Annotated in this window: 23 protein-coding genes; 9 read left to right on the plus strand and 14 right to left on the minus strand. The window is 60.9% G+C overall.

All coding sequences use genetic code 11. The features are described from left to right. Positions 1-56: 56 nt before the first annotated feature. Complete coding sequence (locus tag F4V60_RS03130) at positions 57-662, plus strand: class I SAM-dependent methyltransferase (protein WP_075729292.1); 606 nt, start codon at positions 57-59, stop codon at positions 660-662. 88 nt (positions 663-750) lie between these two features. On the opposite strand, the gene F4V60_RS12500 is transcribed toward F4V60_RS03130, so the two are convergent. The 4 genes from F4V60_RS12500 to F4V60_RS03145 form a co-directional block, all read right to left on the minus strand. Then, positions 751-924 carry an antitoxin VbhA family protein gene (locus F4V60_RS12500; protein WP_170216840.1) on the minus strand — a complete coding sequence of 58 codons (174 nt, stop codon included), beginning with the start codon at positions 922-924 and terminating at the stop codon, positions 751-753. A gap of 114 nt (positions 925-1,038) precedes the next feature. Then, positions 1,039-1,902 (minus strand): zinc-binding dehydrogenase, encoded by an 864-nt coding sequence (locus tag F4V60_RS03135; protein WP_075729293.1) that lies wholly within the window; start codon positions 1,900-1,902, stop codon positions 1,039-1,041. Between the two features lie 84 nt (positions 1,903-1,986). Then, positions 1,987-2,409 (minus strand): organic hydroperoxide resistance protein, encoded by a 423-nt coding sequence (locus F4V60_RS03140; protein ID WP_075729294.1) that lies wholly within the window; start codon positions 2,407-2,409, stop codon positions 1,987-1,989. Positions 2,410-2,422: 13 nt separating this feature from the next. Continuing rightward, positions 2,423-2,872 carry a MarR family winged helix-turn-helix transcriptional regulator gene (locus F4V60_RS03145; RefSeq protein ID WP_174775547.1) on the minus strand — a complete coding sequence of 150 codons (450 nt, stop codon included), beginning with the start codon at positions 2,870-2,872 and terminating at the stop codon, positions 2,423-2,425. Between the two features lie 171 nt (positions 2,873-3,043). On the opposite strand from F4V60_RS03145, the gene F4V60_RS03150 reads away from it, so the two are divergent. The 3 genes from F4V60_RS03150 (at position 3,044) to F4V60_RS03160 (ending at position 5,850) form a co-directional block, all read left to right on the plus strand. Next, entirely contained in the window at positions 3,044-3,652 is a 609-nt protein-coding gene (locus F4V60_RS03150) for a hypothetical protein (protein ID WP_141256010.1), read from the plus strand. 537 nt (positions 3,653-4,189) lie between these two features. Then, the gene (locus F4V60_RS03155; RefSeq protein ID WP_075729296.1) at positions 4,190-5,533 is read left to right on the plus strand and encodes a TRAP transporter large permease subunit; all 1,344 of its coding nucleotides are present in this window, start codon (positions 4,190-4,192) and stop codon (positions 5,531-5,533) included. 62 nt (positions 5,534-5,595) lie between these two features. Further along, positions 5,596-5,850, plus strand: a complete 255-nt coding sequence (locus F4V60_RS03160) for a hypothetical protein (protein WP_075729297.1) — start codon at positions 5,596-5,598, stop codon at positions 5,848-5,850. Positions 5,851-5,860: 10 nt separating this feature from the next. Here F4V60_RS03160 and F4V60_RS03165 read toward each other — a convergent pair whose 3' ends face one another. Continuing rightward, a complete protein-coding gene (locus F4V60_RS03165) occupies positions 5,861-6,634 on the minus strand; it encodes a GntR family transcriptional regulator (RefSeq protein WP_075729298.1) in 774 nt (257 codons plus the stop codon). Between the two features lie 109 nt (positions 6,635-6,743). Here F4V60_RS03165 and F4V60_RS03170 point away from each other — a divergent pair, with 109 nt between their 5' ends. Further along, on the plus strand, positions 6,744-9,668 hold the full coding sequence (locus F4V60_RS03170; protein ID WP_075729299.1) for an FAD-binding and (Fe-S)-binding domain-containing protein: 2,925 nt from the start codon (positions 6,744-6,746) through the stop codon (positions 9,666-9,668). A 5-nt stretch (positions 9,669-9,673) separates the two neighbouring features. Here F4V60_RS03170 and F4V60_RS03175 read toward each other — a convergent pair whose 3' ends face one another. The 8 genes from F4V60_RS03175 to dsdA all read right to left on the minus strand — a co-directional run bounded on the left by F4V60_RS03175 (position 9,674) and on the right by dsdA (position 17,584). Then, entirely contained in the window at positions 9,674-10,090 is a 417-nt protein-coding gene (locus tag F4V60_RS03175; RefSeq protein ID WP_075729300.1) for a cupin domain-containing protein, read from the minus strand. After that, a complete protein-coding gene (locus tag F4V60_RS03180; RefSeq protein WP_075729301.1) occupies positions 10,090-10,908 on the minus strand; it encodes a class I SAM-dependent methyltransferase in 819 nt (272 codons plus the stop codon). The genes F4V60_RS03175 and F4V60_RS03180 overlap by 1 nt, the downstream gene beginning before the upstream one ends. 99 nt (positions 10,909-11,007) lie before the next feature. After that, on the minus strand, positions 11,008-11,646 hold the full coding sequence (locus F4V60_RS03185; RefSeq protein ID WP_075729302.1) for a DUF4232 domain-containing protein: 639 nt from the start codon (positions 11,644-11,646) through the stop codon (positions 11,008-11,010). A gap of 302 nt (positions 11,647-11,948) precedes the next feature. Then, a complete protein-coding gene (locus F4V60_RS03190) occupies positions 11,949-13,025 on the minus strand; it encodes an ABC transporter ATP-binding protein (protein ID WP_075729303.1) in 1,077 nt (358 codons plus the stop codon). A 37-nt stretch (positions 13,026-13,062) separates the two neighbouring features. Continuing rightward, a complete protein-coding gene (locus F4V60_RS03195) occupies positions 13,063-14,385 on the minus strand; it encodes an ABC transporter substrate-binding protein (RefSeq protein WP_075729304.1) in 1,323 nt (440 codons plus the stop codon). Positions 14,386-14,447: 62 nt separating this feature from the next. After that, a complete protein-coding gene (locus F4V60_RS03200) occupies positions 14,448-15,272 on the minus strand; it encodes a carbohydrate ABC transporter permease (RefSeq protein ID WP_075729305.1) in 825 nt (274 codons plus the stop codon). Continuing rightward, positions 15,272-16,162, minus strand: a complete 891-nt coding sequence (locus F4V60_RS03205; protein WP_075731014.1) for a carbohydrate ABC transporter permease — start codon at positions 16,160-16,162, stop codon at positions 15,272-15,274. The genes F4V60_RS03200 and F4V60_RS03205 overlap by 1 nt, the downstream gene beginning before the upstream one ends. Positions 16,163-16,291: 129 nt before the next feature. Next, positions 16,292-17,584, minus strand: a complete 1,293-nt coding sequence (gene dsdA / locus F4V60_RS03210) for a D-serine ammonia-lyase (protein ID WP_075729306.1) — start codon at positions 17,582-17,584, stop codon at positions 16,292-16,294. 346 nt (positions 17,585-17,930) lie between these two features. On the opposite strand from dsdA, the gene F4V60_RS03215 reads away from it, so the two are divergent. After that, the gene (locus tag F4V60_RS03215) at positions 17,931-18,407 is read left to right on the plus strand and encodes a hypothetical protein (RefSeq protein WP_075729307.1); all 477 of its coding nucleotides are present in this window, start codon (positions 17,931-17,933) and stop codon (positions 18,405-18,407) included. Between the two features lie 54 nt (positions 18,408-18,461). Here the strand turns inward: F4V60_RS03215 and F4V60_RS03220 are convergent, their stop codons facing one another. Next, entirely contained in the window at positions 18,462-20,045 is a 1,584-nt protein-coding gene (locus F4V60_RS03220; RefSeq protein WP_075729308.1) for a helix-turn-helix domain-containing protein, read from the minus strand. Between the two features lie 179 nt (positions 20,046-20,224). Here F4V60_RS03220 and gabT point away from each other — a divergent pair, with 179 nt between their 5' ends. The 3 genes from gabT to F4V60_RS03235 are packed head-to-tail and all read left to right on the plus strand — an operon-like array spanning position 20,225 to position 24,611. Beyond that, complete coding sequence (gabT, locus tag F4V60_RS03225) at positions 20,225-21,553, plus strand: 4-aminobutyrate--2-oxoglutarate transaminase (RefSeq protein ID WP_075729309.1); 1,329 nt, start codon at positions 20,225-20,227, stop codon at positions 21,551-21,553. Positions 21,554-21,565: 12 nt separating this feature from the next. After that, entirely contained in the window at positions 21,566-23,047 is a 1,482-nt protein-coding gene (locus tag F4V60_RS03230; protein ID WP_075729310.1) for an NAD-dependent succinate-semialdehyde dehydrogenase, read from the plus strand. Positions 23,048-23,057: 10 nt separating this feature from the next. Next, positions 23,058-24,611: an amino acid permease gene (locus F4V60_RS03235; protein ID WP_232315964.1), complete on the plus strand. Its 1,554-nt coding sequence runs from the start codon at positions 23,058-23,060 to the stop codon at positions 24,609-24,611. The last annotated feature ends 195 nt before the right edge of the window (positions 24,612-24,806 follow it).

Consider the following 24,806-nt stretch of genomic DNA (forward strand, 5'->3'; position numbering starts at 1 on the left):
CTTGCAGACATGCTAGAATCCCGTGTCGAGGCTTTCTAAGAATCAGGGGTGAAGATTTGAAAGATTACTGGAATCACAATACCGTCTACCACCCAGAACTGCTCGCCTCCGTTCCCCACCACGACAGTCGCATTCTCGATGTTGGCTGTGGAGACGGCCTCCTTCTTCAGAAGATCGCGTCAAGAACCAAACACATCACCGGCATAGACCCCGACGCAGTGGCTCTTTCGCGGGCAAGAGCGCGCCTCTCAATTCCATCGAAGGCGCGCTTCATATGCGGCGATTTCCTCACTTCATCCGAACTCGATACACAGCGATTCGACCTTATTGTCTGTGTGGCTGCACTGCACCACATGCCCCTCATCCCCGCTCTTGAGCGCATGCGTCTTCTCCTACGCCCAGGAGGGCAGCTGCGAATCGTTGGACTGGCAAGAAACAAGAGCATGTTTGATTGGGTCATCTCCGGGCTGCTTCTGGTGCCGATTCGGTTGATGAGTAAGGCTCATAGAGAGTCCGGCTATCCAAATATGACGACCGCCCAGCCCCTCGAATCGTTCACCGAGATTCGAGGGGCTGCCGCCAGGATCCTCCCCGGCAGCCGAGTTAGACGGCGGTTCTACTATCGCTACACGCTGGCTTGGACGAAGCCTCACGATTCATGAAAGTCGAATAGTTCCCCGGTATATATTGCGCCTCTCGGATATTCGGGAGCTGATGGTGATCAGATTCCATCAGCTGGATTCAAGGCCGCTAGTTGAGTCCGAAACGGGAGCGGGTAATTGCTACCAGCTCGTCTGCGCTTATCTTTCCTGCAACGTAAGACTCAGCATTGCTGTGGTGCTCTGCGCTGACCAGAAGCCCCTCAAGATACAAACTATGCTCAGCTTGTGAGACCCATTCCGCTCTTTGTTGCTGTGAGCTCATATTGGGTCACCTTTCCGGGAAACGGGAGATCATCTAAAGTTATGACCTCAACCGTACTTATGGTTGAGGTCATAACTTTAGTGTAGAAATTCGCTAGAAACAAGCCCCACAGGCCTAGAACTGCAGCAATACCTTGCCCACGCGGCCGGGTGTGAAGTGGGCGTCGATGGCGGCGGGGAGCTCCTCCGGGCCGAAGACTCCGGCTACGGGTAGGGTGAGCTCGCCGGCGCTGATGCGCTGCATGAGCTCAGCAAAGAGTCCCTGCTTCTTGGCCGGATCCATGTCACGGCTGACCTGCGAGCCCCAGAATCCTTTGACCTTCAGGTCGCGGAAGATGATGGGACCGGAGGGCAGTTCCATGGTGGGTCCGGCCATGGCGCCGAAGACGACGAGGGTGCCGCCCTGCGCCAACAGGGAGAGAACCTGGCCGGAGGACTGACCCCCGACGGAATCCACGCCCGCGCGAATCGGGGCGCCGCCGGTAATCTCTGCTGCTTGCTCCCGCCACTTCGGGTCGGCGGTGGAGACCACGGTGTCAATGCCCTGGGCCTTGAGTTCTTCGATGCCTTCGTCGCGGCGCACCAAGCCCAACACGTTGACCCCGCGGGCACGCGCCAGCTGGGCCGCCGCCTCATCGGGCAGTTGCTCGGGGACGGGGATGAACCCGGCGACATCGACAAGCGCGTAATCGCCCCAGACACCGAAGGAGGTGCCGCTCACGCCGCGCTGGCCTACCTCGATACCGGTGACGCCCTCACCCAGCTTGTCGACGACGCCTAGTACCTCCGTACCAGCCGGCGCCGGCAGCTCCGGCTTGAAACCATAAGTGCCACGAATGGTCCAGATGTCGTGGTTGTGGATGGGCGAAAGCCGCACCCGCAGGCGGATCTGGCCGGGGCCTGGCTCCGGAAGGGGACGCTCCTCTACGTGCAGGACGTCTTGGGGTTCGCCGAATGAATCGTGGATGAGGGCGCGCATGAGTGCTCCTTGGGTAGTTGTTGGGGTGGGTAGGACCGTGTGTTTCTGGGTCTTGCTGCGTACTTCTGTGTGTTTCCGAAGTGCCTAGTCGTCGGAGACGGTGACGGTGACCTCGATGTTGCCGCGGGTGGCATTGGAGTAGGGGCAGACCTGGTGCGCGGCATCCGCCAGCGCTTGGGCCTCGTCGTGGCTCAGGTGTGGGATAGTGACCTCGAGCTCGACTGCCAAGCCGTAACCACCCTGGCCGTTGGAGCCGATGCTCACGCGTGCACCCACGGAGGTGTCGGCGAGCTTGATTTTCTGGCTGCGCGCAACGGACTGGAGCGCGGAGTGGAAACAGGCGGCGTAGCCGGCGGCGAAGAGCTGCTCGGGGTTGGCGCCAGCGCCGCTGCCGCCCATCTCCTTGGGGATAGCGAGGTCGAGGCTGATGGTGCCGTCCGAGGTGGCGGTGTGGCCGTTGCGGCCTTCTCCGGTGGCGAGTGCTTCTGCGGTGTACAGCGGTGTCATATCTCTAGCTCCTTCAAGCTTTGTCTGGCTTTTCTGCGCCAGATTGATTGAGTGAAGCGCACATCTCCTGCAGGGTGGAGAGCAGCTGGCGTGCCTGCTCATCATCCGTGGTGAGCATGAGTTCACGTACCTGAGTGGGGATGTGTGCAAGTTCGGATTCCAACGCCGTGCCGGCGTCAGTGAGTGTGACAGTGACGATGCGGGCGTCGCTATCGCGGCGCTCCCGGGCGAGGTATCCGGCCTTCTCCAGCCTGCGCAGCAGGGGGGAAAGGGTCCCGGAATCAAGCTGCATGGCCTCGCCCAAACACTGCATGTTCTGCTGGCCGTCATTCCACAGCACCACCATCACGAGGTACTGCGGGTAGGTGAGCTCCCACGGTTCAAGCAGCGTGCGATAAGCCCGCATGGTTGCTCGTGCGGCCGAGTAAAGGGAAAAGCACACCATCTTGTCTGTCACGCTCATAAGAACAATATTGCACACAATTTAGTTGTGCGCAATATTGTATTAGGGCGGAATGTTCACTCCTACCGCTGAGCAGACCTTTGGCTGAGTTAGAGTTTTCCCAGTGCTGCCCTAATGGATGACGTTGTCCTCGACCCAGCGCCGCAGGTGCTGTAGGGGAGCGGCTGTGGAGTGTCCCAGCACGAGCTCCTCACCCACGTTGCCACGCTTGTCGAAGCCGGCTCCCTCCACCCCACCAATACCCTCACACTAAACCCCATATCGGCCGCGAACCTCGACAAGGCCTATGCGCAGGTCGCCGCCGGGCACATGCTTGGCAAGCTGGTCCTGGCGTGCTGGGCTGACTGGCTTCGCGAGCAAGCCCAACCTTTCCTGCTATGGCAAGATAGGCGCATGACTCTCTCATCTCGCATCTCCTCGCCTTTCAGTCGGCTCACTCGAATTGCAGCCGCCACCGCTGTGCTTACGTCACTGGTCGCCCCGCAGGCGGCAGCGCTTAGCCCGGAAGAAGAACAGTTCCGTACCGATCCGGTCGGGGCAGTGGCCTGGCAAACCATCATGAGCTCCTATAATGCCCTGCGCTCTAACGAGGGAGCCTTCACGGCGGCCTCCTACTTCTCTATGACTCGACCCGGTGAAAGCATAGGAATGCCCGGCCTGCAACGCTGTGCGGAAGGTCTTGGTTCTTCCTCGCCACTGGGCGCAGTCCGTTTTGTTACCGGCGCGCTGTGTGCGAGTTTCGATCCTGCGTCCCGTGCGGAGGCAGCCCGCTTGGGCTAAAAGTGCTGGCCCGAATGAGAAAACGAGTGGAGCCCCGGCCTTGAAAGTCGGGGCTCCACTCGTCTCTCTGAAAGGTGTCACGCTATCGGCTTGAAGCCGCCCTGCGGACTAGGGGTTCTCTCTCTATCTTTCTCATGCGCTCTCTCAAACGCACAAGTGCAAGTATGGGGCATGTAGCTGAAATCACCCTAGTGCACAACTGGGAGAAGCCTGGGGGTTTGAAAACGAATGGGTCACCGTGTGGAGATTGTTCCTGCCTCGATGTCCGTGGCCAGGAAGGGAAATGCGAGCTCATGTTTGTTCTTTCTTCCCCTCGAAGGTTATGGATAGCAACCGAAAGTGCACATATCAACCTTGCATCATGTTCCATGCGGAGGCCCGTGTGTAGAGATGGGGACGCGTGGAGGTGGGGAAGCCCTGGAACCTCAAGGGGGTAGGAAAGGGGTAAGCCCTAAGGGGCAATTCTGCCTGTGTGTGGCGTGTAACATGCTACGGTGAGCCTCGTCACTTTACTGGAGCAATTTAAGGAGGCGCATAGTGGGCATCGCAGCTCTCTTAGTCTTTATTGCAGTGACGGTGGTTTTCAACACGTTTGTTAAGCGTGACATCTCGGAATCCCTCGTCATTGCGCTGATCGCCACCGCCTTACTGGGCGGAACTCAGGCGCCAGCCCTTCTGGGCAACGCTATGTTCGAGGCCGCGCAGTCAGAAGTCACGTTTGCCGGCATGGCGTTTGTGTTCATGGGCATCATCGTCCAGGCAACTGGCCTCATTGACAGGCTGATTGAGATCTTGAACTCCCTCTTTGGGCGGCTGCGTGGTGGCGCGGCTTATGTCTCGACGCTGGGCTCGGCGATGATCGGCCTCATCGCCGGCTCTACCGCGGGAAACTCCGCCACCGTGGGCTCGGTGACCATCCCGTGGATGAAGAAATCCGGTTGGAGCTCCACCCGGGCGGCCACGCTTGTTGCTGGAAACTCCGGGCTTGGCGTGGCGCTTCCTCCTAACTCCACGATGTTTATCATCTTGGCGCTGCCGGCCGCAGCAGGTGCCTCGGCCTCGAGCGTCTACGTCGCCCTGGCCTGCGGCGGCGCCTACGCAGTGCTCTACCGCCTTGCCGTGGTCTTTTGGTGGACGCGCAAGGACAAGATAGAGGCTTCGTCTAGCGATGAAATCAAGACTTTCCGCGAGTCCATGCGCGAAGGCTGGCGCTCGCCTTCCATCTTCATGGGCATTGTCATTCCCGTCATCCTGACGATCGGCCCCGTTGCGGGCTACCTGACCAAAGAGCTCGGCACAGATGCGGTCAAGTCCATCTCCATCATCGTCTGGGTTCCGGTTCTCATTACGCTTATCGCGTTGCTGGAAGGCGCAAAGCATATCCGGCGCAACAACGCTCAGTTTAGGGCGCAGCTCAAGCGCGACTCCTCGCAGTTTGCCACCGTCGGTATCTCACTTTTCGCGGCGCTGTCGGCTGCAAAAATTATGGAGGAGCTTGGCGTGGGTGACCAGCTCTCCGGGATACTTGATGCCCTGGATCTGCCCCGCTGGATCATGCTCATCGCCGTCGCCATCTTGACCGTGCTTGTTGCCACCCCGCTCTCATCCACGGCAACCGCGGCAGCGATCGGTGCTCCGGCTGTCGCCGCTTTGACTGCGGTCGGCCTCGATCCCGCCGCAGCCATCGTCGTTATCTTGTTGTGCACCTCTACCGAAGGCGCCTCGCCGCCGGTCGGAGCTCCCATTTACCTCTCCGCAGCAATGGCCGAGGCGGATCCTCCCAAGATGTTCGTGCCGCTCATAGTCTACTTCGTTCTGCCCTTGATGCTGCTCGCTTGGCTTATCGGAATGGGATGGCTGCCCATCTATGTCCCTGCCTAGAAGGCAGAAATCAAGAGCTAAAAGAGAAATAAGTGCAGTTTGCAGTTTAAGGAGAAAGAAAAATGCAAGCCATCTTCCGGGTATTTGAAGTCCTATTCTTTAGCTTCATGGCCCTGTTCATGCTGGGTGGAGTGGCCATTATCGCTACCCAGTTCTTCGGCGTTGTCTCGCTGAACGGGAGCATAGTACTAGGGGTGGAGAACTGGCTGGCGCCGGTGACCTTCGCGTGCGCCACGGCGTGCGCTGTCTGTGCCTTCGTGCTCAACTATCGCCCCAAGCCGCAGTCTCAAGAGCATCACTACAGCACCGAGGACTAAGCCCCGGGTGTTAAGGGCGTGAGGTATAGCGTGCCCAAATGGCATCCGCTTGTGTGCCCGCCGCGCGCTCGTTGAGTCCAGGATTCCGCTTGAGCACGTTCTGGCGTAGTAAGAGAAGCCCAGTGGCGCGGATGTGCGCGGCCATCTCGGCTCGGGCCAGTTCAGGATCTTGTCGGGCGATGGCCTCAATCACCGGCAGATGCTCCGAATGCACCTGTTCGAGGGAGCGGAAGCGCCGCACCGTGGAATCGGAAAGCAGGCGGGTGTGGGTGCGCAAGGTGGCCAGGATGTCGCGCCCGCGCCGGCTGTGTCCGGCGGCCAGGATGGAGTCGTGCAGCAGCTGGTCCCAGGCAAAGAAAGTGGCTTCGTCGCCGGATTCGACCGCACGCTGCATCTGTGCGGCTATGTTTTTCATCTCGGCCAGTTCATCTTCGCTGCGGTCGCGGGCGGCGCGGGCGGCGGCGGGGGGCTCGATGCTTAGGCGCAGTTCGAAGATATCTGCCACGTCTTCTGGCTGGGGCTCTACTACGCGGAAGCCTCGGTTACGCACGAACTCGATGAGCCCGGCCTCCTCTAGGCGCAGCAGCCCGTCGCGCACGGGGGAGCGGGAAATGCCGAGCTGCTCGGAGAGTTGGTAGACGCTGTACCACGTGCCGCTGGACATCTCGCCGCCCTGGATGGCATCGCGCACGTGATTCATCACCTGCGAGGCCATGGTCTGCGGGGCGGAGACGGCGCGGCCGGCGGGAGATTCCGCGCCGGAGCTATGAGCAGTGAGATCCATTTAGTGAACATTACCCAGAAGCAACACCAGAATGTAACATGTTACCCAGTGGGGTCGGGTCTGCACCCAACGCTTCCCCACGCGAGAGCAGGAAAGTGGAGCATCCGCCATGACTAATACCATCAAGTTTCAGCGCTTGGAGCCCAGCGTCTACGCCAAGATTGCGCGCACAGGCTTGCGCACCGACATGGCCACACGCGCGGCTTATACCAGCGATGCCTCCATCTTCCGCCGAGTTCCCGCCGGCGTTCTCGAGCCTCGCACGCTCGAGGACGTGCGTGACGGCGTCGCCATCGCCCAGGCCCGCGGATGGAATGTCGTCGGACGCGGTGGCGGTTCCTCCGTGGCGGGCAACGCCATCGGGGAGGGGCTCATCATTGACACTTCCCGCTACTTCAACCGCATCCTCGACATCGACCCCGAGCGAGCCACCGCCACGGTAGAGCCGGGCGTGGTTTGTGATGCCTTGCGCGATGCCGCGGCCCCGCACGGGCTTACCTATGGGCCGGATCCCTCGACCCACTCGCGCTGCACCATCGGGGGCATGGTGGCCAATAACGCCTGCGGCTCCCACTCCGTGGCCTTTGGCACGGCCGCCGAAAACTTGGTCGACGTTACGCTCCTGCTTGGCGACGGCCGCGAGGTCACCTTCACCAAAGGAGGCGCCTCCGATCCAGACATCGACGCCGCCCTGCGCAGCCTAGTGGAGGACAATGCCGAGCTCATCGAGTCCGAGCTCGGGCGCTTCCCACGTCAGGTCTCGGGCTACGGGCTGCATTACCTCCTTGATCGCCATGGCTTCGACGTGGCCAAGGCCCTGGCCGGCTCCGAGGGAACGACGGGGATTATCACTAAGCTCACCGTCAAGCTCGTGCCGGTGCCCAAGGTCAAGGCACTGGCGGTGCTGGCTTTTGACACCGTCTTCGATGCCGCCGCTGCCGCGGCCCAGCTGCGCCTGCCTGGGGTCGCCACCATCGAGGGAATGGGCGGGGACCTTTTGGCCGCGTTGCGTTCCAAGGTGGGCCAGGAGAAGGCCGGGGCCAATCTGCCCGGCAACCGCAAGGGGCTGCCCGCCGGCGGCTGGCTTTATTGCGAGACTGGCGGGGAAGACCTCGACGAGGCCTTGGCACTGGCCCATGATGTGGCAGGTGCGGTCGAGACCATCGATACCGTGGTCGTCCACGAGCCGGGCGAGATGCGCGAGCTCTGGCGCATCCGCGAGGCTTCCGCCGGGATTGTCACCCGCCTGCCCGATGGCGGGGAGGCCTGGCCCAACTGGGAGGACTCCGCGGTTCCGCCTGAGAACCTCGCCGATTACCTGCGCGATCTCTACGCCCTGATGGATAAGTACCATCTGCGCGGGATTCCCTTCGGCCACTTCGGCGAGGGCTGCGTACACGTGCGCATCTCCTTCAACTTCGGCACGAAAGAGGGAATCACGCAGTTCAAGGCCTTCATGGAGGATGCCGCCGCGCTCGTCTCCTCCTACGGCGGCTCGCTCTCCGGTGAGCATGGCGATGGCCGCGCGCGCTCCGCCCTGCTCGGGCACATGTACTCCCCGCAGATGCTGGCACTTTTTGAAAATTTCAAGCTCATCTTCGACCCGGAGCGCCTGTTCAACCCGGGCGTCCTGGTCTGGCCGGATGCCACCGACCAGGGCTTGCGCATGGCTCCGGGGCAACGCACCTTTGAGATCACCCCGGTGCATGCATTCAGTCATGACAAGGGCTCGATGGTCAACGCCATCAACCGCTGCGTCGGCGTTTCTGCCTGCCGCTCGGAGACGGGCTCGATGTGCCCCTCCTTCCAGATCACCGGCGACGAGATTCACTCCACGCGCGGGCGCGCTCGCCTGTTTAGCGAGATGTTCCGTGGCGAGTCCATCCGTGATGGTTTTCGCTCCACCGAGGTCGCCGAGGCCCTCGACCTGTGCCTATCCTGCAAGGCCTGCGCCTCCGAATGCCCGGTCAACGTGGACATGGCTACCTATAAATCTGAGTTCTTGCACAAGCACTACAAGGGTCGTCTGCGCCCTGGTGCCCACTACGTTATGGGCTGGCTGCCGCTTTTGGGTTTCATTGCCCACAAGATTCCGTTGGTGCCAACCTTGGCCGATAAGGCGATGTCTACTCCTGGACTGAGCACGCTCATTGCGCGGATAGGCGGCCTCGATACCAATAGGCCACTTATCCACTTCGCGCATACCTCGCTGCGCACGTGGCATAAGCGCCACGTGAAGAAAGCCGGCACTAAGCGCAACACCGCGCACCAATCCGAGCGCGACACCGTTGTGCTCTGGCCGGATTCCTTCAATTCCTCGCTGGGCACCTCCCCGGCCACTGCGGCCATCGAGGTCCTTGAGGCGCTGGGTTATCGCGTGGAAATCCCGCAGGAGTTCGTGTGCTGCGGCCTGACCTGGCATTCCACGGGACAGCTGGACATGACGCGCCGCGTCCTCGAGCACACCGCCAAGGTGATGCGGCCTTATCTCGATCGTGGCCTGCCAATCATCGGCGTCGAGCCCTCCTGCACTGTCATGCTGAATTCCGAGGCCACCGAGTTGAGCCCCAATCCCGATCTCGCGCGCCTGGCTCAGGCCACAGTTCCTTTCTCGGAGTTCATCGTCCCCCGCATCAAGGAACAGGTCGACGCAGGAAAGATCGTGCCTGGTGATGTCTCAGCCTTGACCCAGGTTCACTGCCACGAGAAGTCCTTGGGGGATCCTTCCCAGTCCGCCCAGCTTCTCGATGCCCTCGGCGTCGACGAGGAACACATCGCCACCGGCTGTTGTGGCCTGGCCGGCAACTGGGGATTCGAAAAGGGCCACGCGGAAGTCTCCATGGCCCTCGGCGAGCGCGAGCTCTTCCCGCGTGTGCGCGAGGCCACCGAGGAAGGCAAGCTCGTCATCGCCGATGGCTTTTCCTGCCGCACCCAGATCGAGCAGGGTACAGGCACCGCGGCCAAGCACATCGCCGAAATCGTCCGCGACGTGCTCAAAGGTCAGCCGCAGGCCGGCCAGAAAGCGCGGGACTAGAAAGGCTATTTAGAGCCTGCGTCTGTGATTCTCTCGCCGGTAATCATGGTCAACAACAAGACTCCCGTGCCCTCTGCGGTGGCGGGATAGTCCACGCGGTGAACGAGATGATCACGCAGTTGGACTGCAGAGCCTGGACTTAAAGTCACGGTTTTTCCTGCGCAGGAGAACTCAAACTCCCCACGTAGGGAGGACACGGTGATGGGATGCGCTGCGCGGTGATCGGGCAGGTCCTGGCCCGGTGCGAAGCTGAAGACGATGAGGTTGGCGCCGTCGGCACGCAGGACCCGCTTGACCGCGGGCCGCTTCTTATCGGGCTCAACTTCAGGAGCTTGGGCGAGAAGGTCGAGGAAGTGAAAGCCTTCGTGGTAATCCTCGACGGCTGGCCCGAAGGTTTCTGGGGTGTTGGTATTTAAGGTCATTAACTCTGTTTCCTAAGAATGAGGCCCACCGCACCGAGGTTGTCCTTGTGACGGTTGAAGGTGGCGCGCATGGTCAGCACACGGGCGCGTAGGTCTGGCTGCCGGAGCACGTTGAAAAAAATCCTTGCGGTGCCCTTTATACCCTCGTCGCGGATGTTGCGGCCCGGGGAAAGCAAAGCCATGTCGGCGCGGTAGCAGTCGATGACCTCGAATCCGCAGCTGCGCGCGATGTCGGCCCATTCAGGCACGGTGAGGGGGCGGGCATTGACCTTGATGGAGGTAGCCAGCTCCCGCTGAATGGCGGTGGCGTGCTCCGCGGAGATCGTATCTGGGTTCAGGCACAGCTCATGGATGGCGTAGAGACCACCAGGGCGCAGGAGACGCGCGGCCTCCGCCATGATTTCCTTCTTGTGCTTATCCGTGGTCATGGTCAACATGGCCTCGCCGACGATGACGTGAGCGGTAGCATCCGGAAGACCGCTTGCAGTAGCCGCGGCATTAATAACCTCGTGGGAACCCGAAGGGCCTGCGGCAACTGCAGCTATATTAGCGCGGACATTGGCGCAGGCATCCGCATCCTCGTCGACGCCGATATAGCGGCTGGGGCGCCGCGAGAGGATCTCTTTGGCGGTGACGCCCAGACCCGGCGCGAACTCTATAACAGTGGAGCCCTGAAGAGGAACGTTGTCGAGGAGGAATTCGGTGGTTTCGCGGCCGCCGGGGCGAAGGACTTTCTTTCCTAGACGGGCGAGGATCCAGTGTCCTCCGGCGCGCGCGGCGGATTGCTCCGCTGCGGGGATACGGGGTTGTGCTGTCATGAGCGCGAGTCTACGCGTCTATCCAGCGAAAACAGCACCCTAAATTAGGTAAACCTACTGCGAATTAGGTCACACTAAAAAGTGTGCTGCTACTAGTGCCTACCGGGTTACCGGCTGCACCGAAATGAGTTCTGCGTCTTCGCTCTCGCAGCCGGTTACGGAGTCCAGCGGGAGGAAAACCGAGTCGGTCTGATTCGGCGGATAGACGCGCAGGCCATCGGCGGGAACCGGCGAGCACGCCTGCACGTCGTAGTTTTCTGCCCGCGTGATGCGCACGGGCGAATGCGCAGACTCGCCCGGCTGCAGTGTCACAGGCTCGCTGGAGATCTCCTCGCGCCGCGCAGGAGCGCCCAGCTGCGTGCCATCATTGTTCCCAACGAGGCTCACGCCGGGGAATCCATCGAGGGTGCAAGGATTGTCTGAGGTGTTGCGGAAGTCCACATCGAGGAGAATGCTCCCGGCGGCTCCTTGTGTATCGCCTGCGGTCACGGACAGCCCCGCAGTCTGGCAGGCGGCGGAGGGATCTGGATGTGCTTCCCCTTGACTAGTGGTTTCTTTGTCGGTGTCTTTTCCTGGAACGCTTCCCTGGGAGGGAGACTCCGTGACGACTGAAGTCACCGTTTCTTGAGATTGACTCGACTCGTTCCCTGACGCGCAGCCGGAAAGGAGGACTGCGCAGGCAACGGCTAGAGCTGGGGCGAGGGCGCGGGCTGGGGTGGATGAGAGGTAGGTCAACATGGTTCCACGGTAGGCAATCTCAGAGGGCGGCGTTGCAATTTGACCGTCATGCTTCCTGCACGGGGGTGGGCTGAGAAGAAAACGACTGTGGCCCCCGAGTCTCCTCAGGGGCCACAGTCTGTCTCTCTCTACAAGGTGTCACGCTATCGGCTTGAAGCCGCCCTGCGGACTAGGGGTTCTCTCTCTATCTCTCTCATGCGCTCTCTCAAACGCACAAGTGCAAGTATGGGGCATCTGCCTGAAATGGCAATAGTATCTGCCTTAGACCTTGCTGCATATTGCTGTTAATAGGCTGATAGTTGTTAGATGCGGTTTCCGCTGGCGGTGTCGAAGATGTGGATATGTGCGACATCGGGAAGCACGTGCACAGTTGAACCAACCTCAAACTGGCTGCGCGAGCCCACCAAGATGCCGGTGTTTCCGCCGAGGCGGGTGGTCGAGGCAACCACGCTGCCGTCCGCATTGAGCAGGTCGCCGTAGAGATAAGACTCGTGGCCGAGCTCCTCGCAGTGGCGCACCAGGAAGGGGATGGCGCCCTCGCCCTCAGAGCTCAAGCGCCAGTCCTCGGGACGGATCCCGACGGTGATGTTCCCCCGCGGAGCCTGCGCGATCTGCCAGCCGGCCAAGTGCGGAGAGGAAAGCTCGTAGAGATTCATGGAGGGGGAACCAATGAAGCCGGCGACGAAGGTATTCGCGGGGCGATCGTAGATTTCGCGGGTGGAGGCGACCTGCTGGAGAACCCCTGCGTTGAGGACGGCGACGCGATCTCCCATAGTCATCGCCTCAGTTTGGTCGTGGGTGACATAAACCGTGGTGGTGCCGAGCCGGCGCTGCAGATCAGAAATCTGCGCGCGGGTGGATACGCGCAGCTTCGCGTCCAAGTTGGACAGGGGCTCATCCATGCAGAAGACAGCGGGCTCGCGCACGATGGCGCGGCCCATGGCGACGCGCTGGCGCTGGCCACCGGAGAGATTCGCCGGCTTGCGGCCGAGCAGGCCCTCCATCTGCAGGATCTTCGCGGCCTCTTGCACGCGCGTGCGGATGACGTCCTTGGACACCTTGCGGTTTTCCAGGGCGAAGCTCATGTTCTGCGCCACCGTCATGTTGGGGTAGAGCGCGTAGTTCTGGAAAACCATGGCGACATCCCGATCGGAGGGGCTAACTCCCATGACGTCGCGGCCGTCAATGCTGATGGAGCCGACGTCAGTGGGCTCGAGCCCGGCCAGCATGCGTAAGCTCGTGGACTTTCCACAGCCGGAAGGGCCAACGAGGACGAGAAACTCGCCGTCAGCGATATCGAGATCCAGCGAATCGACGGCGGGCTTTTCGGCATCCTTGCTATAGATGCGCGATACGCCGGCGAAAGTTACGGTTGCCATGGTTTTCCTCTCAGTGCAGTGCAGAAAATAGTGCCAGTTAGCTCTTGGCTATTGGCTTGACCTGGTTGTCGTAGATGGCCTGGAGCGTCTTTTGCAGATCGGTCAGGGTCTTAGTCACGTCATCGCGGTTGGTGACAATCTTCTCAAAGGCACCGCCGATTTCTTGGTCGGCACCGGGCAGGAAGACGCGGGCGTAATCCTGCGGGCGGGTCTCCGGCAGCTGCTGGATGGCGGTGGCGAAGTTCGGGTTCTCTTCCATGAACTTCTTCTGCTCTTCGAGCTCTACGGCGGTCGAACGCACAGGCATGTAGCCCACGTTCTGGGACCAGTAGGCGGTGTTTTCATCGTTGGTGAGGAAGTCAATGAGCTTGACGGCAGCCAGCTGGCGCTTCTTGTCGATGCTGGCAGGAATGGCCAGACCCGCCCCGCCGGTGGGGCAGGCGCCATCGCCGGTGGGGTTGGGCAGGAAGGCGGTTCCCAGCTCAAACTTGGCGTTCTCGTTGACGCCGCTGAGATCGCCGGTGGAGAGGACGGTGGCGGCAGCGCGGCCGGTGGAGAACTCCATGGCCATGTCATTGCCCACGTAGGAGTAGCCCTCCTTCTCATCGGTGACCTTCTTGAGCCATTCGACGGCCTCGATGGTCTTGGAATCGGTGAACTTGAGGTCCCACTCATCGGAGTAGGCGCCACCCTTGGACCACAATGGGCCCTGGAAGATCCAGCCCAGGTAGTCAACGGCGTCTCCCCAGCCGAAGGCCTTCATGTCAGGGTTGGCCTCGCCAAGCTTGGAGGACCACTGATCCATCTCGTCCCAGGATTCAGGGCCGCGATCCGGCAAGCCGGCCTTCTTCCACGCTTCTTTGTTGTAGTAGAACAGGGGCGTTGAACGAGCGAAAGGCAGGGCAAAGTGCCCGCCGTCGTAGGCGTAGTCCTCATAGAGCGGCTGCACGTAGGTGGAGAGATCGACGTCTGCTTCTTTGGCCAGATCATCGATGTTGGCGATCTGGCCGTTGATGGCGAAGTTGTACCACCAGACATCGGAAAGAACTACGATATCGGGCAAGTCCGTGCCGGTGAGCGCGGCGTTGAACTTCTGGGCCGCCTCCTCGTAGTTCTTTCCGGCATCAACCAGCTTGACTTTGATGTCGGGGTTTTCCTTCTCGAAGCGAGAGATGAGTTCAGTTTCGATGTCCTTGGAGGAACCCGGGTGGTTGGACCACCAGGTCAGCTCGGTGACGTCTCCGCCGGAGGCAGAGCCGTTGGAGTTTTGGGTGCTGGTACTGGAGGTGCCGGCGCAGGCGGTCAGCGTGACCGAGGCCGAGGCGAGGGAGGCGATAGCCAGGAAAGAACGACGATCCATGAGGTACTCCTTGTAATTGATGAGAAACGGCGAGCGTGGTTGAGGCTGAGTGCGCAAAGCACCTAGCCCTTGACGGCACCGGTGGTCAGGCCCTTGATCATGTATTTCTGCAGGGCTAGAAAGATGATGAGAATTGGGATGATGGTCAGCACCGTTGCCGCCATGACGGGACCCCAGTTGGTGACACCGTCATTGTTTTGGAGCATGGTGAGGCCCACCTGCAAAGGCGCGACATCGGGCGTATCGGACATGAGGAAGGGCCACAGGTACTGATTCCACTCGTTGACGATGGTGATGACGGCAAAAGCCGAGAGGGTGGGCCACGACACGGGTAGAAGCACCTTGGTCAACAGGCGGATTGGCCCAGCGCCGTCCATGCGCGCCGCCTCCACCAGCTCGAAGGGCAAAGAGAGAAAGTGGTTGCGCATGAGGAAGGTGCCAAAGGCTACACCGGCCAGGGGGACGATGATGCCGACGAAGGTATTGCGCCAGTTGAGAGAGTTAACCAGAGCGTAGTTGGAGATAACCGTGATCTCTGAGGGAACCATCAACGCGGAGATGACCACGAGGAAGACGATATTGCGGCCGGGGAAGCGCAGAATAGCGAGAGCATAGGCAGACACCACTCCGAGGATAATCTTGACTACGGCCAGGACTGCGGTGATGATGACGGAGTTGCGCAGGTAGGTCCAGAAAGGAACTCGCGTCGTAGCATCGAGGTAGTTAGCGGTCTTCCACGTGGGCGGAAGCCAAGAAACGGGGTCGGTATAAATATCGCCCTTGGCTTTGAAGGATGTCATCAGAATCCAAAAGAGGGGGAGACCGATGAAGAGGAGCACAAGGACGATGCCGAGATACCCGAAGAGTTTTTTCGCAGATACATTCATTATTTTTCCCGCTTATCCATGACGCGCACCTGAATCAAAGTGATGACGAGCAAGATGAGGAACATGATGGTGGCGGCCGTGGCACCGTATCCGGCCCGGAAGTTGACGAAGGTCTCCTGATAGATCTGGAAGACCAGCGTGGTTGTGCCGTTGCCCTGGGGGCCGCCCCTGGTCATGACGTTGATGATGTCGAAGACCTGGACCGAGTTGAGGGTGACGGTGATGGAGAGGAAAAAGGTGGTTGGCCGCAGCTGCGGCAAGGTCACCCGGCGGAAGCGGGTCCACGTCGAGGCGCCGTCGATGGCTGCTGCCTCATCCAAGTCCTTCGATAGCCCTTGGAGCGCGGCGAGGTAGATGACGAAGGTATAGCCCAAGTTCTTCCACACGAAGGTGAAAGTCACCATGAACAATGCCCAGCCGGGAACCGCATAGAAGTTGGGACTATCCAGGCCCACCCAGCGGAGCATGTCCTGGATGAGACCAAAGTTGGGATCGAAGATGAACTGAAAAGCAATGCCGATTGCCGCGCCGGAGATGGCGAAGGGGGCAAAGACAACGGAGCGGGTGAAGTTGCGCCCTTTGAGCTTCTGGTTCAACAGCAAAGCCAGGGCCAGTCCGAGCACCAAAGAGCCGATGACGGCGAAGAAGGTAAAGATGACGGTGTTGGAGACAATTGTCTTGGTGTCATCACGGGTAAACCACTCAATGTAGTTCTGCAAGCCCACGAAAGTGGACTGCGGGCTGGAGATATTCCAGTTGAAGAATGAGAGACGAATATTATCGATCAGAGGCCGATAGGTAAAAATAGCCAGGAGGATCAGATTGGGGGCGAGGAGCAGTCCCGCGAGCCACCATTCTTGATGCTTCCTGGACTGGGCTTTCTTCCGCAGCGTCGCGGTGTCAGCCGCAGATTCTGCGGCACCCTGTGCCGAGTTCTTGATAACCACTCGGACAAACTTAAGGTCTAGAGGTTAACGGTCGGCGCTCAAGTTAGTAACCCTAAATGAAACGCAGGTGAACTAAAAGTGTTGGGCCTGTCGCAGCAGCTCCTCACGCTCGTGAGCAGGGACTAGGCTTCCTCCGGTCAGCCACACCAGGTGGGTTCCCTGGGCACCAATAAGGTCTTCGCGCCACGGAATGCTCAGCCCAGCCGTCGCTGAGACTTCGACATCGACTTCCTCGCGGGCATGCAGCCAATCGACGCCGGCTAACATCACCGTGTCCTCCACGGTGTGGAATCCCGAGACATGGGGGGCGACGTAGTCCACGATGAGTTGGGAGGGACGTTGGACAGCGAGGCCGTCGGCAAGCGTGTGCCCGGAAAGACCATAATCCTGGCAGCTCACGGTGTGGCCCTTGCCGCTGAGCACGCCGAGGAACATGCACGGGCTGGTGGTGGGCTCGACGAAGTGGCAGTGGACATTGTCGCCGAAGACGTGCTTGAGGCCGAAAGTGACCCCACCGGGGCCGCCGCCCACACCGCAGGGCAGGTAGACATGCAAAGGATTCTCGTGGCTTACCTCGACCCCGCTCTCATGCAGCTGCTTTTCAAGCCTCAGCGCGGCCACTGCATAGCCGGCGAGGAGCCCGAAAGAGTATTCATCATCGACGAAGTAGGCACCGGGAATCTCCTTGGCCGCGGTCCGCGCCTGCGCTATGGCCTCACTAAAGAGCCCGCTGTGCTCGATGACCTGCGCGCCCTTGGCCCGTAGCAGCTCCTTCTTCCACACCTTGGCATCCACGGACACGTGAACCTGAGTGGGAAAGCCCAGGGCCGGGCCCACCGTCCCGATGGACAGCCCAAGATTGCCCGTCGAGCCGACAAGAATAGGCCTGCGCGCTGCGGCGAGACGGAAGGGCGCGCTATCGAGGAGGTCTGCGAATTGCTCTGGATCCTGCGGGGCGGATTTGTGTGGATCGAGCTCATCTGCCAGGCGCTCTGCCACCATGAGCACCTCGTGGATGCCACCGCGAGCCTTGATGGAACCGCTGACCGCGAGGCTGTCATCGCGTTTGAGCCACAACTGCCCCTGGAGCTTGTGTCCGAAGCGGGAATCGAGAAAGCCTTGCACCTGCGCCGCACGTTGCACCGGCGACTCGATAATACCGGCGGCGGTATCAGGGAAGTGGCGCGCGAGCCACGGGGCAAACCGCTGCAGCCGCGCCTCAGCTGCGGTGATAAGGCCGGAATCGAGACTCATCTCGGACGCGGGCTTCGGCGTGCGCAGCCATGTCGTCGGCACGGCATCTCGCAGGCGGGCTAGTTGCTTAGTAGTGGCCTCAGACATGGGCTCGGCAGTGGGCTCAGACATGGGGAAAGTGTAGTACCTCCGGGTGTGAAAGAGGCGTATATTCCGCGCCAGAAGAGATTTGCCCAGCTAATCTTGAATGATGCCTCTCTCTTTCTCTCTCCCCTTATCTCTCCGCGCGATTACCACCGGAAGTATTGTCGCCCTCGCCCTCGGCCTTGCCGGTTGTGCAGCGGACCAAGATTCCCCGCAACCCGCTGAATCTCCCACGCCCCTCACCCAAGAAGCACAAGCGCCGCGATCTACGGTCACCGTCACCGAGACCGCTGCGCCCAGCACGCAAAGCACGCGCGGAAGCAATCCGCAGCCCGTGGATTCGCAGGTTCCTTTATATATAAGGGAAAAGCTAATGAGTGCCACGATTGGGGATGTAGTTTTTTATCCGGGCCATTCTTTCACACTGGTTAATGGACAGTTGAGAATGCCAGATAATGGCGCAGTGGGTCTGGCAACTGCTAGCGGCGGTTTTGCATCTTCGCCGAGCGAGATCGCGGCCTGGCAAGGGGAGATTGATAACGAGCCGGGCATCGATATCATCGCTGCAATTGCATCCGGTGGAGGTGGATCAGGTACTGAATTAGCTTGGTACATCTTCGACGAAGATGCCAATGTCAAAGTGAAAATGCCGGCAGTCGAGGACATGAAAATCTATCGGGGTGGTTACAACGTGGAAGGAGTAGACGGGCCGAATATGTCTATGACCTGGTATGGCTATCAAGACACTGATGCGATGTGCTGCCCAAGCCTGAACGGGAGTGGAACCTATAAATGGAATGGCACGAGCCTCGTCGCGGTGGATGGGCCGTATTTCTCGCCCCGGAGCTAAGGCGTTTCTTGAGGTCTAGCGCGAGGTCCTTGCAGGTAGTCTTAGCTAGTCTTTCTAGCGTCCGGCACGCGGGCTGATGCACAGAAGCAGCACTTCGGCGCGCGTGATGGGATCGCTCAAGTCGATGGCGCACAGCTGCTGGATCTTCTCAATGCGTGAGCGCACGGTGTGGCGGTGGACGCCGAGCTCGGCGGAGGTGTGGGCGAGGTGGGCGTCGGCAAGCAAGAAGGCGCGCAGCGTGGGGAGTAACTCCGTGGCGTGGGCGGCGTCGTATGCATCGAGCTCACCCAGAAGCGTTGCGTAGCGCGCATCGAGGGCGGAGCGGACCGCGGAGTTGTTGAGCCAGACAGGTCCAAGATCGTCGAGTTGCGCGGCGGTGCCCAGAGGCTCAGTCTGGGCCTGGATGCGAAGTGCCGAGAGCAGGTCGCTCGAGAGTTCGCTCCAGTGCACTGCGGCTGTGTGGGCACCGCGCAGGGAGGAAGAGGCACGCCCAAAAAGCTGGGGCATCGTGGCTATACGGGTATCGGGCGAGAATGCCAGCAGGACCTGGCTGGCAGCACTAGGGGTGCCAGGAACTTCGGGGGAGGGCGCGGGGGAAGCGGTGGGGGAGCGCTCTGGGTCGAGGGGGAGGCTGAAGTAGCTGGTTCCGGTCGCGGCAGCGTGCCCGGCCAAGGAGTGCAGCGCCTTGTCCAAAGCGGAGGGGGACTCAGCACTGATGAGGCAATAGACCACGTCTTCTTCGCGCGCGATGGTCCCGAAAGCCTGCGCGAGCTGGGCGCGCAGGCTCGGTGCGAGGGCAGGGGAGCTTAGCTGCGCGGCTAAGGCCAGGCCGCCAAGAGTGTGCTGCCGGCTGGAATCGGACTCCCGCAGGAGGAGGCCGGCAAGACCCACGAGGTGGCGTACCAGCGCGCGGGCATAGGAATCGAATTTCAGCGGGGCGGAGGCGGCTAAGCCGAAGCGCTGGTGTTCCTGGATGCGGAAGGCGTTGGTGATGGTGGCCACAGTGGTGCCGTCCTTGAGGGTGCGGCTCTGGGCGCCCGAGGTGGAGGCTTCAGGATCGGTGGCAACGGAGATGGCATCGGGCAACGCGTCGAGTGAGTGGCGCGGGTGGCTAGATATCGTTGTGCCATCGGAGGCGGAGAGGGCGATCGCGGCATCGAGTTCTTGGGAGGCCTGGGCCACGAGGTGATCGATGCCGAAGGCCGCCGCCTTGTTGAGGGCCTCTTGCCGGCGGTGCAGGGCAAACTGCTGGTTGTTCTCACTGCGCACAAGCTCAGAGGAGACGGTGTTGATGATGGAGTTGAAGGCTATGGCCCGGGGAACTTCGAAAAGCGCCAGACCCTCCTGCTGAGCGGCGGCGATGAGCTGCTGCGGAATGGTGCGAAAGCCCAGCCCTGTGCCGAAGCCAATGCCTTGGATCCCGGCGGCCTTGAGCCGGGCGGCATAGGCGGGGAAGCCTGCGGCGGCGCCGTTGAAGGCGAGTCCCACGGTGAGGATGATGGCACCGGGGGCGGTGAACTCAGTGGGATCTTCAAGCTCGGTGGCTTGGATAGTGGTGAAGGTGGTGGGGCCTTCCACTATGGGCCGCAAATCCAGACGGCGCTGATTGTAGAGCCATTTCAAGCCGATTGATCCCATATACTAAGACTCCTTTTCTCCGCGCTGACGTGCAAGTTTATACGCAAGGGCCAGTTTTGGGAAATAATTTCGCCAGAGCGGACATAGTTTATAGGGGGTGTCAGGTCTCACAATATGGTCATTCTATAAAAATGGATCTCTCTATAGAAATCCACGTACTCCTTAAGGAAGGGAAAATCATGCAGGAACTTGAATACCGCCTCGAGCAGGTCCGAAAGCTCAACCAGCAGGTGCCGGGCCCAGTCAGCGCCGTCCTCGACGAGCGCCGCAAGGCAGCCCTGCCCGCCGGAATGACTCCTTCGCTGCCCGGCTACGTTGTCGATGCAGACGGCGGAATCCTCGCAGATGCTGATGGCAACCAGTACATCGACCTGGCCTCCGGCATCGCCGTTACCTCGGCTGGCGCCTCCAACCCGGCAGTGGTCAAGGCCGTCCAGGAAGCCGTCGCTCACTTCACACACACCTCCTTCTCGGTCTCTCCCTACGCCGGCTACGTCGAGGTTGCTGAAAAGCTCAACGAGGTCACCCCAGGCGACCACGAAAAGCGCACCGTCTTGCTGAACTCCGGTGCTGAGGCTGTGGAGAACGCAGTCAAGATTGCTCGCAACTACACCGGCAAGTCCGGCGTCGCCGTCATGGACCGTGCCTTCCACGGCCGCACCAACCTGACCATGGCGATGACCGCCAAGCAGGCCCCCTACAAGTCCGGCTTCGGCCCCTTCGCCCCGGACATCTACCGCGCTCCCATGTCCTACCCCTTGCGCGACGGACTGACCGGCGCCGAGGCTGCCAAGCAGACCATCACGATGCTTGAGCAGGAAATCGGTGCCCACAACCTGGCCTGCGTCATCGTCGAGCCTATTCAGGGTGAGGGCGGTTTCGTCGTCCCCGCCGAGGGCTTCCTGCCCGCAGTGGTCAAGTGGTGCAACGACAACGATGTCGTATTCATCGCCGATGAGATTCAGGCCGGCATGATGCGTACCGGTAGCTGGTACGCCTCCGACCACGAGGGTATCGTCCCTGACCTGGTCACCACCGCCAAGGGCATTGCCTCCGGCATGCCGCTGTCCGCCGTTACCGGCCGCGCAGAGATCATGGACGCCCCGCAGGCCGGTGGCCTAGGCGGCACCTACGGCGGAAACCCCGTGGCGTGTGCCGCTGCGCTCGCCACCTTCAAGGAATTCGAGGACAAGGACTTCGCAGCCCGCGCCCAGAACCTGGAGAAGATCGCCCGCGAAGAGCTCTCCGAGCTGGTCGAGGACAAGCGCGTGGCCGAGTTCCGCGGACGCGGTGCCATGTTGGCACTCGAGTTCATCACCGCCGAGGGAGAGCCGGACTCCGAGCTGGTTCACCAGATCTCCGCTGCCGCCAAGGCTGAGGGCGTGCTGCTGCTGACCTGTGGCCTTGACCACAACGTCATCCGCTTCCTGCCTTCCCTGGCTATCCCGGAGCACCTGTGGCGCGAGGCGCTGCAGGTACTTGTCAAGCTTTTCAACGAGTATAAGTAAGGAACCTGCCACATGAGCGAATTTGACTATACGCAGGTGAAGGGCCTGCTGAGCTCCCTGCCGACCGGCATCTGGCTCGAAGGCGAGAACGTCGGGGCCACCGGCGGACGCACCTTTGAGGTGCTCGACCCCGCCACCGAACAGGTCCTCGCCCACGTGGCGGATGCCACCTCCACGGAGTGGATGAAGGCCCTCGACGCGGCGGTCGCAGCGCAGGAAGAGTGGGCCGAGTTTGCCCCGCGCCAGCGCTCCGAAGTACTCACCGACATCTTCACCACCGTGGCCGCGCGGGCCGATGATTTCGCTCGCGTCATGACGCTGGAGATGGGCAAGCCCTATGCGGAAGCCCGTGGCGAGGTGGCCTACGGCAACGAATACTTCCGGTGGTTTGCTGAGGAAGCAGTGCGAATTCCGGGACGCCTGGCCACCGCGCCGGGCGGCAACGGGCACATCCTGGTATCGCGCGCTCCCGTGGGCCCAGTGCTCGCCATTACCCCCTGGAACTTCCCGCTGGCCATGGCAACGCGCAAGATCGCCCCGGCCTTGGCGGCTGGGTGCCCAATCATTATCAAGCCCGCGCACGAGACACCGCTGACCATGCTCCTTTTGGGCCAGGTCTTCGCGGAAGTATTCGCCCGTCACGGCGTCCCGCAGGGCCTCGTCTCCATTGTTCCTACCACCGCGGCCTCGGCATTGTCCTCCGAGCTCATGGCGGATTCCCGCCTGCGCAAGGTGAGCTTTACCGGGTCCACCCCGGTGGGACGCCAGTTGGTGCGCCAAGCCGCCGATAACCTCTTGCACACCTCGATGGAGCTGGGCGGAAACGCTCCCTTTGTCATCGCGGCTGACGCGGATCTTGATCTCGTCCTCACCTGCGCCATGCAGGCGAAGATGCGCAACGGTGGACAAGCTTGTATCGCCGCCAACCGCTTCTTGGTCGACGAGTCCATCGCCCAAGAGTTCAGCGAGCGCCTGACCGCAGCCATGTCTGCCTCCGTGGTGGGACATGGCCTAAATGAATCCTCCACCATGGGGCCCGTCATCACGGCCAAGCAACGCGATCGCATCGCCGCGCTTGTCGAAGACGCGCTCGCCGCAGGCGCGCGTGCCACCACTGGCGGCAAGCGCCCGGAGGGGCAAGGTTACTTCTATCCCGCCACCGTGCTTGTCGATGTCCCTTCTGACGCGCGCATCCTGCACGAGGAGATCTTTGGCCCAGTGGCCACCGTGAGCACCTTCAGCGATCTTGAGGAAGGCATCGCCGCGGCCAATGACACCGAGTTCGGGTTGGCTGCCTATGGCTTCTCCCGCTCGCTGGAGTCAGCCCAGCTGATGGCAGAAAAGCTCAACGCCGGCATGGTCGGCATCAATCGTGGCGCCATTTCCGATCCCGCCGCCCCCTTCGGCGGCATCAAGCAGTCCGGCTTCGGGCGCGAGGGCGGAACCGAAGGCATTGAAGAATACCTAGATACCCGATATATCTCGCTCACCTGAGGAGAAAGCAATGTCCCAAACACAACCGTCGGCACGGGTCGACGATAACGGTAATCCCGGCAACGAGGTCAAAAAGCTAGCGTCGCGCCACGTCACGATGATCACCTTGGGTGGCATCATCGGCGCCAGCCTCTTCGTTGGCTCCGGAAACATCATCCGCAATATCGGCCCCGCTGCCATCTTGTCCTACCTCTTGGGCGGCCTGCTGGTTTTCTTCGCCATGCGCATGCTGGGGGAGATGGCCGCAGCGCGGCCTTCCATCGGCTCCTTCATGGAATACGCCCGCGTCGGTCTAGGTGACTGGGCCGCTTACTTGGTGGGCTGGCTCTACTGGTACTTCTGGGTGGGCGTTCTCGCCTATGAGGCGGTGTTAGGCGGGGAAACCTTGACGCATTGGTTCTCCTTCCTCCCCTCTTGGGCGTGGTCGATGATCCTGCTTCTCATCTTCATCTCCACGAATGCTATCTCCGTGCGTACTTTTGGAGAGATTGAGTTCTGGCTGGCCAGTATCAAGGTCATCGCCATCGTGGTATTCCTCGTTGCCGGTACCCTCTTCGCATTCGGACTGTGGCCCAATGCCGAGATATCCGTGTCGAATCTGTGGGACCACGGTGGATTCGCACCCAATGGCGTCACCGTGGCACTGACCGGTGTTGCCATCGTCATCTTCTCTTATTTCGGCACTGAGATCGCCGTCATGGCGGCCGCGGAATCCGAGGATCCGGCCAAGGGTATCAACCAAGCTACGAACACCATCATCTGGCGCATCCTGCTCTTCTTCGTCGGTGCCGTCACCGTCATCGTCGCGGTTGTGCCCTGGAATGAGCTGCCCGATCCCACGAGCGTAGCCACTGCGCCTTTCACCTATGTGTTCTCGCTGTTGGGCCTGCCCGGCGCTGCTATGATCATGCAGTTGGTGATCTTTACCGCGGTTATCTCTGTGCTCAACTCGGGCTTGTACTCGGCCTCGCGCATGCTCGCTGCCTTGGGTGATCGCGGATATGCCCCAAAGGCGGTTACCGTTCGCAATAAACGCAACGTTCCCATCGTCGCGCTTTTCGCTTCCACCATCGGCGGCATCGCGGCGACCATCGTGAACTTCGCTGCCCCAGAGTCCGGCGTTTTCGAGTTCATCATGAACTCGGCCGGCCTTGTTGCCCTCTTCGTCTACGTTTTTATCGCGCTGACTCAGATGCGCCTGCGCATGAAGATGACTCCGGAGGAGGTTGCCGGCCTCAAGTTGAAGATGTGGCTTTTCCCCTGGATTAACATCGTGCTGATACTGTCTATCGCCGCCATCTTCATCGTGATGCTCACCACTGATAGTGGCCGTACCCAGGTATGGACGAGCCTTATCGCCACCGGCGCTCTCGTAGTTCTGTGGCCTGTGGCCAAGCGCAGCATCGCCCGCAAGAAGGCGAATGGTGAGTACCCGACCGATGACGGGACCGAGTCAAAGCCTGAATCCAAGAACGCGGCCAAGACTGAAGCAAAGACTGTGTATGAGTCTGGGACTCAGACTGAAGACGCAGCAGAGCCCAAAGCAGGTCCTGCGCAGCAGTAGTTGCTCTAACTAAGCCATAGGCTTCGCGAAATCACTCCCCAGGAAAGAGACCACCCAAAAGTCTCCGCTGGGCTAAGGAGCAAAAAGTGTGTCTGCGGGCGTGTCGGGGTTAGGTGCCGGGCCAGCCTTTGCGGATTCCTAGGTTGTGGTTGTATTCGTTTGGGATAGCGTTGTCGTAGAGGGCTGGTCTTCCGG

It is taken from the genome of Corynebacterium flavescens (genome assembly GCF_008693105.1).
Lineage (GTDB): Bacteria > Actinomycetota > Actinomycetes > Mycobacteriales > Mycobacteriaceae > Corynebacterium > Corynebacterium flavescens.

Bases quoted from the DNA above. Each gene is read 5' to 3' on its own strand.
- F4V60_RS12500 (WP_170216840.1), bottom strand. From the start codon at position 924: ATGAGCTCACAGCAACAAAGAGCGGAATGGGTCTCACAAGCTGAGCAT.
- F4V60_RS03135 (WP_075729293.1), bottom strand. From the start codon at position 1,902: ATGCGCGCCCTCATCCACGATTCATTCGGCGAACCCCAAGACGTCCTG.
- F4V60_RS03140 (WP_075729294.1), bottom strand. From the start codon at position 2,409: ATGACACCGCTGTACACCGCAGAAGCACTCGCCACCGGAGAAGGCCGC.
- F4V60_RS03145 (WP_174775547.1), bottom strand. From the start codon at position 2,872: ATGAGCGTGACAGACAAGATGGTGTGCTTTTCCCTTTACTCGGCCGCA.
- F4V60_RS03160 (WP_075729297.1), top strand. From the start codon at position 5,596: ATGCAAGCCATCTTCCGGGTATTTGAAGTCCTATTCTTTAGCTTCATG.
- F4V60_RS03165 (WP_075729298.1), bottom strand. From the start codon at position 6,634: ATGGATCTCACTGCTCATAGCTCCGGCGCGGAATCTCCCGCCGGCCGC.
- F4V60_RS03170 (WP_075729299.1), top strand. From the start codon at position 6,744: ATGACTAATACCATCAAGTTTCAGCGCTTGGAGCCCAGCGTCTACGCC.
- F4V60_RS03175 (WP_075729300.1), bottom strand. From the start codon at position 10,090: ATGACCTTAAATACCAACACCCCAGAAACCTTCGGGCCAGCCGTCGAG.
- F4V60_RS03180 (WP_075729301.1), bottom strand. From the start codon at position 10,908: ATGACAGCACAACCCCGTATCCCCGCAGCGGAGCAATCCGCCGCGCGC.
- F4V60_RS03185 (WP_075729302.1), bottom strand. From the start codon at position 11,646: ATGTTGACCTACCTCTCATCCACCCCAGCCCGCGCCCTCGCCCCAGCT.
- F4V60_RS03190 (WP_075729303.1), bottom strand. From the start codon at position 13,025: ATGGCAACCGTAACTTTCGCCGGCGTATCGCGCATCTATAGCAAGGAT.
- F4V60_RS03195 (WP_075729304.1), bottom strand. From the start codon at position 14,385: ATGGATCGTCGTTCTTTCCTGGCTATCGCCTCCCTCGCCTCGGCCTCG.
- F4V60_RS03200 (WP_075729305.1), bottom strand. From the start codon at position 15,272: ATGAATGTATCTGCGAAAAAACTCTTCGGGTATCTCGGCATCGTCCTT.
- dsdA (WP_075729306.1), bottom strand. From the start codon at position 17,584: ATGTCTGAGCCCACTGCCGAGCCCATGTCTGAGGCCACTACTAAGCAA.
- F4V60_RS03215 (WP_075729307.1), top strand. From the start codon at position 17,931: ATGAGTGCCACGATTGGGGATGTAGTTTTTTATCCGGGCCATTCTTTC.
- F4V60_RS03220 (WP_075729308.1), bottom strand. From the start codon at position 20,045: ATGGGATCAATCGGCTTGAAATGGCTCTACAATCAGCGCCGTCTGGAT.
- gabT (WP_075729309.1), top strand. From the start codon at position 20,225: ATGCAGGAACTTGAATACCGCCTCGAGCAGGTCCGAAAGCTCAACCAG.
- F4V60_RS03230 (WP_075729310.1), top strand. From the start codon at position 21,566: ATGAGCGAATTTGACTATACGCAGGTGAAGGGCCTGCTGAGCTCCCTG.
- F4V60_RS03235 (WP_232315964.1), top strand. From the start codon at position 23,058: ATGTCCCAAACACAACCGTCGGCACGGGTCGACGATAACGGTAATCCC.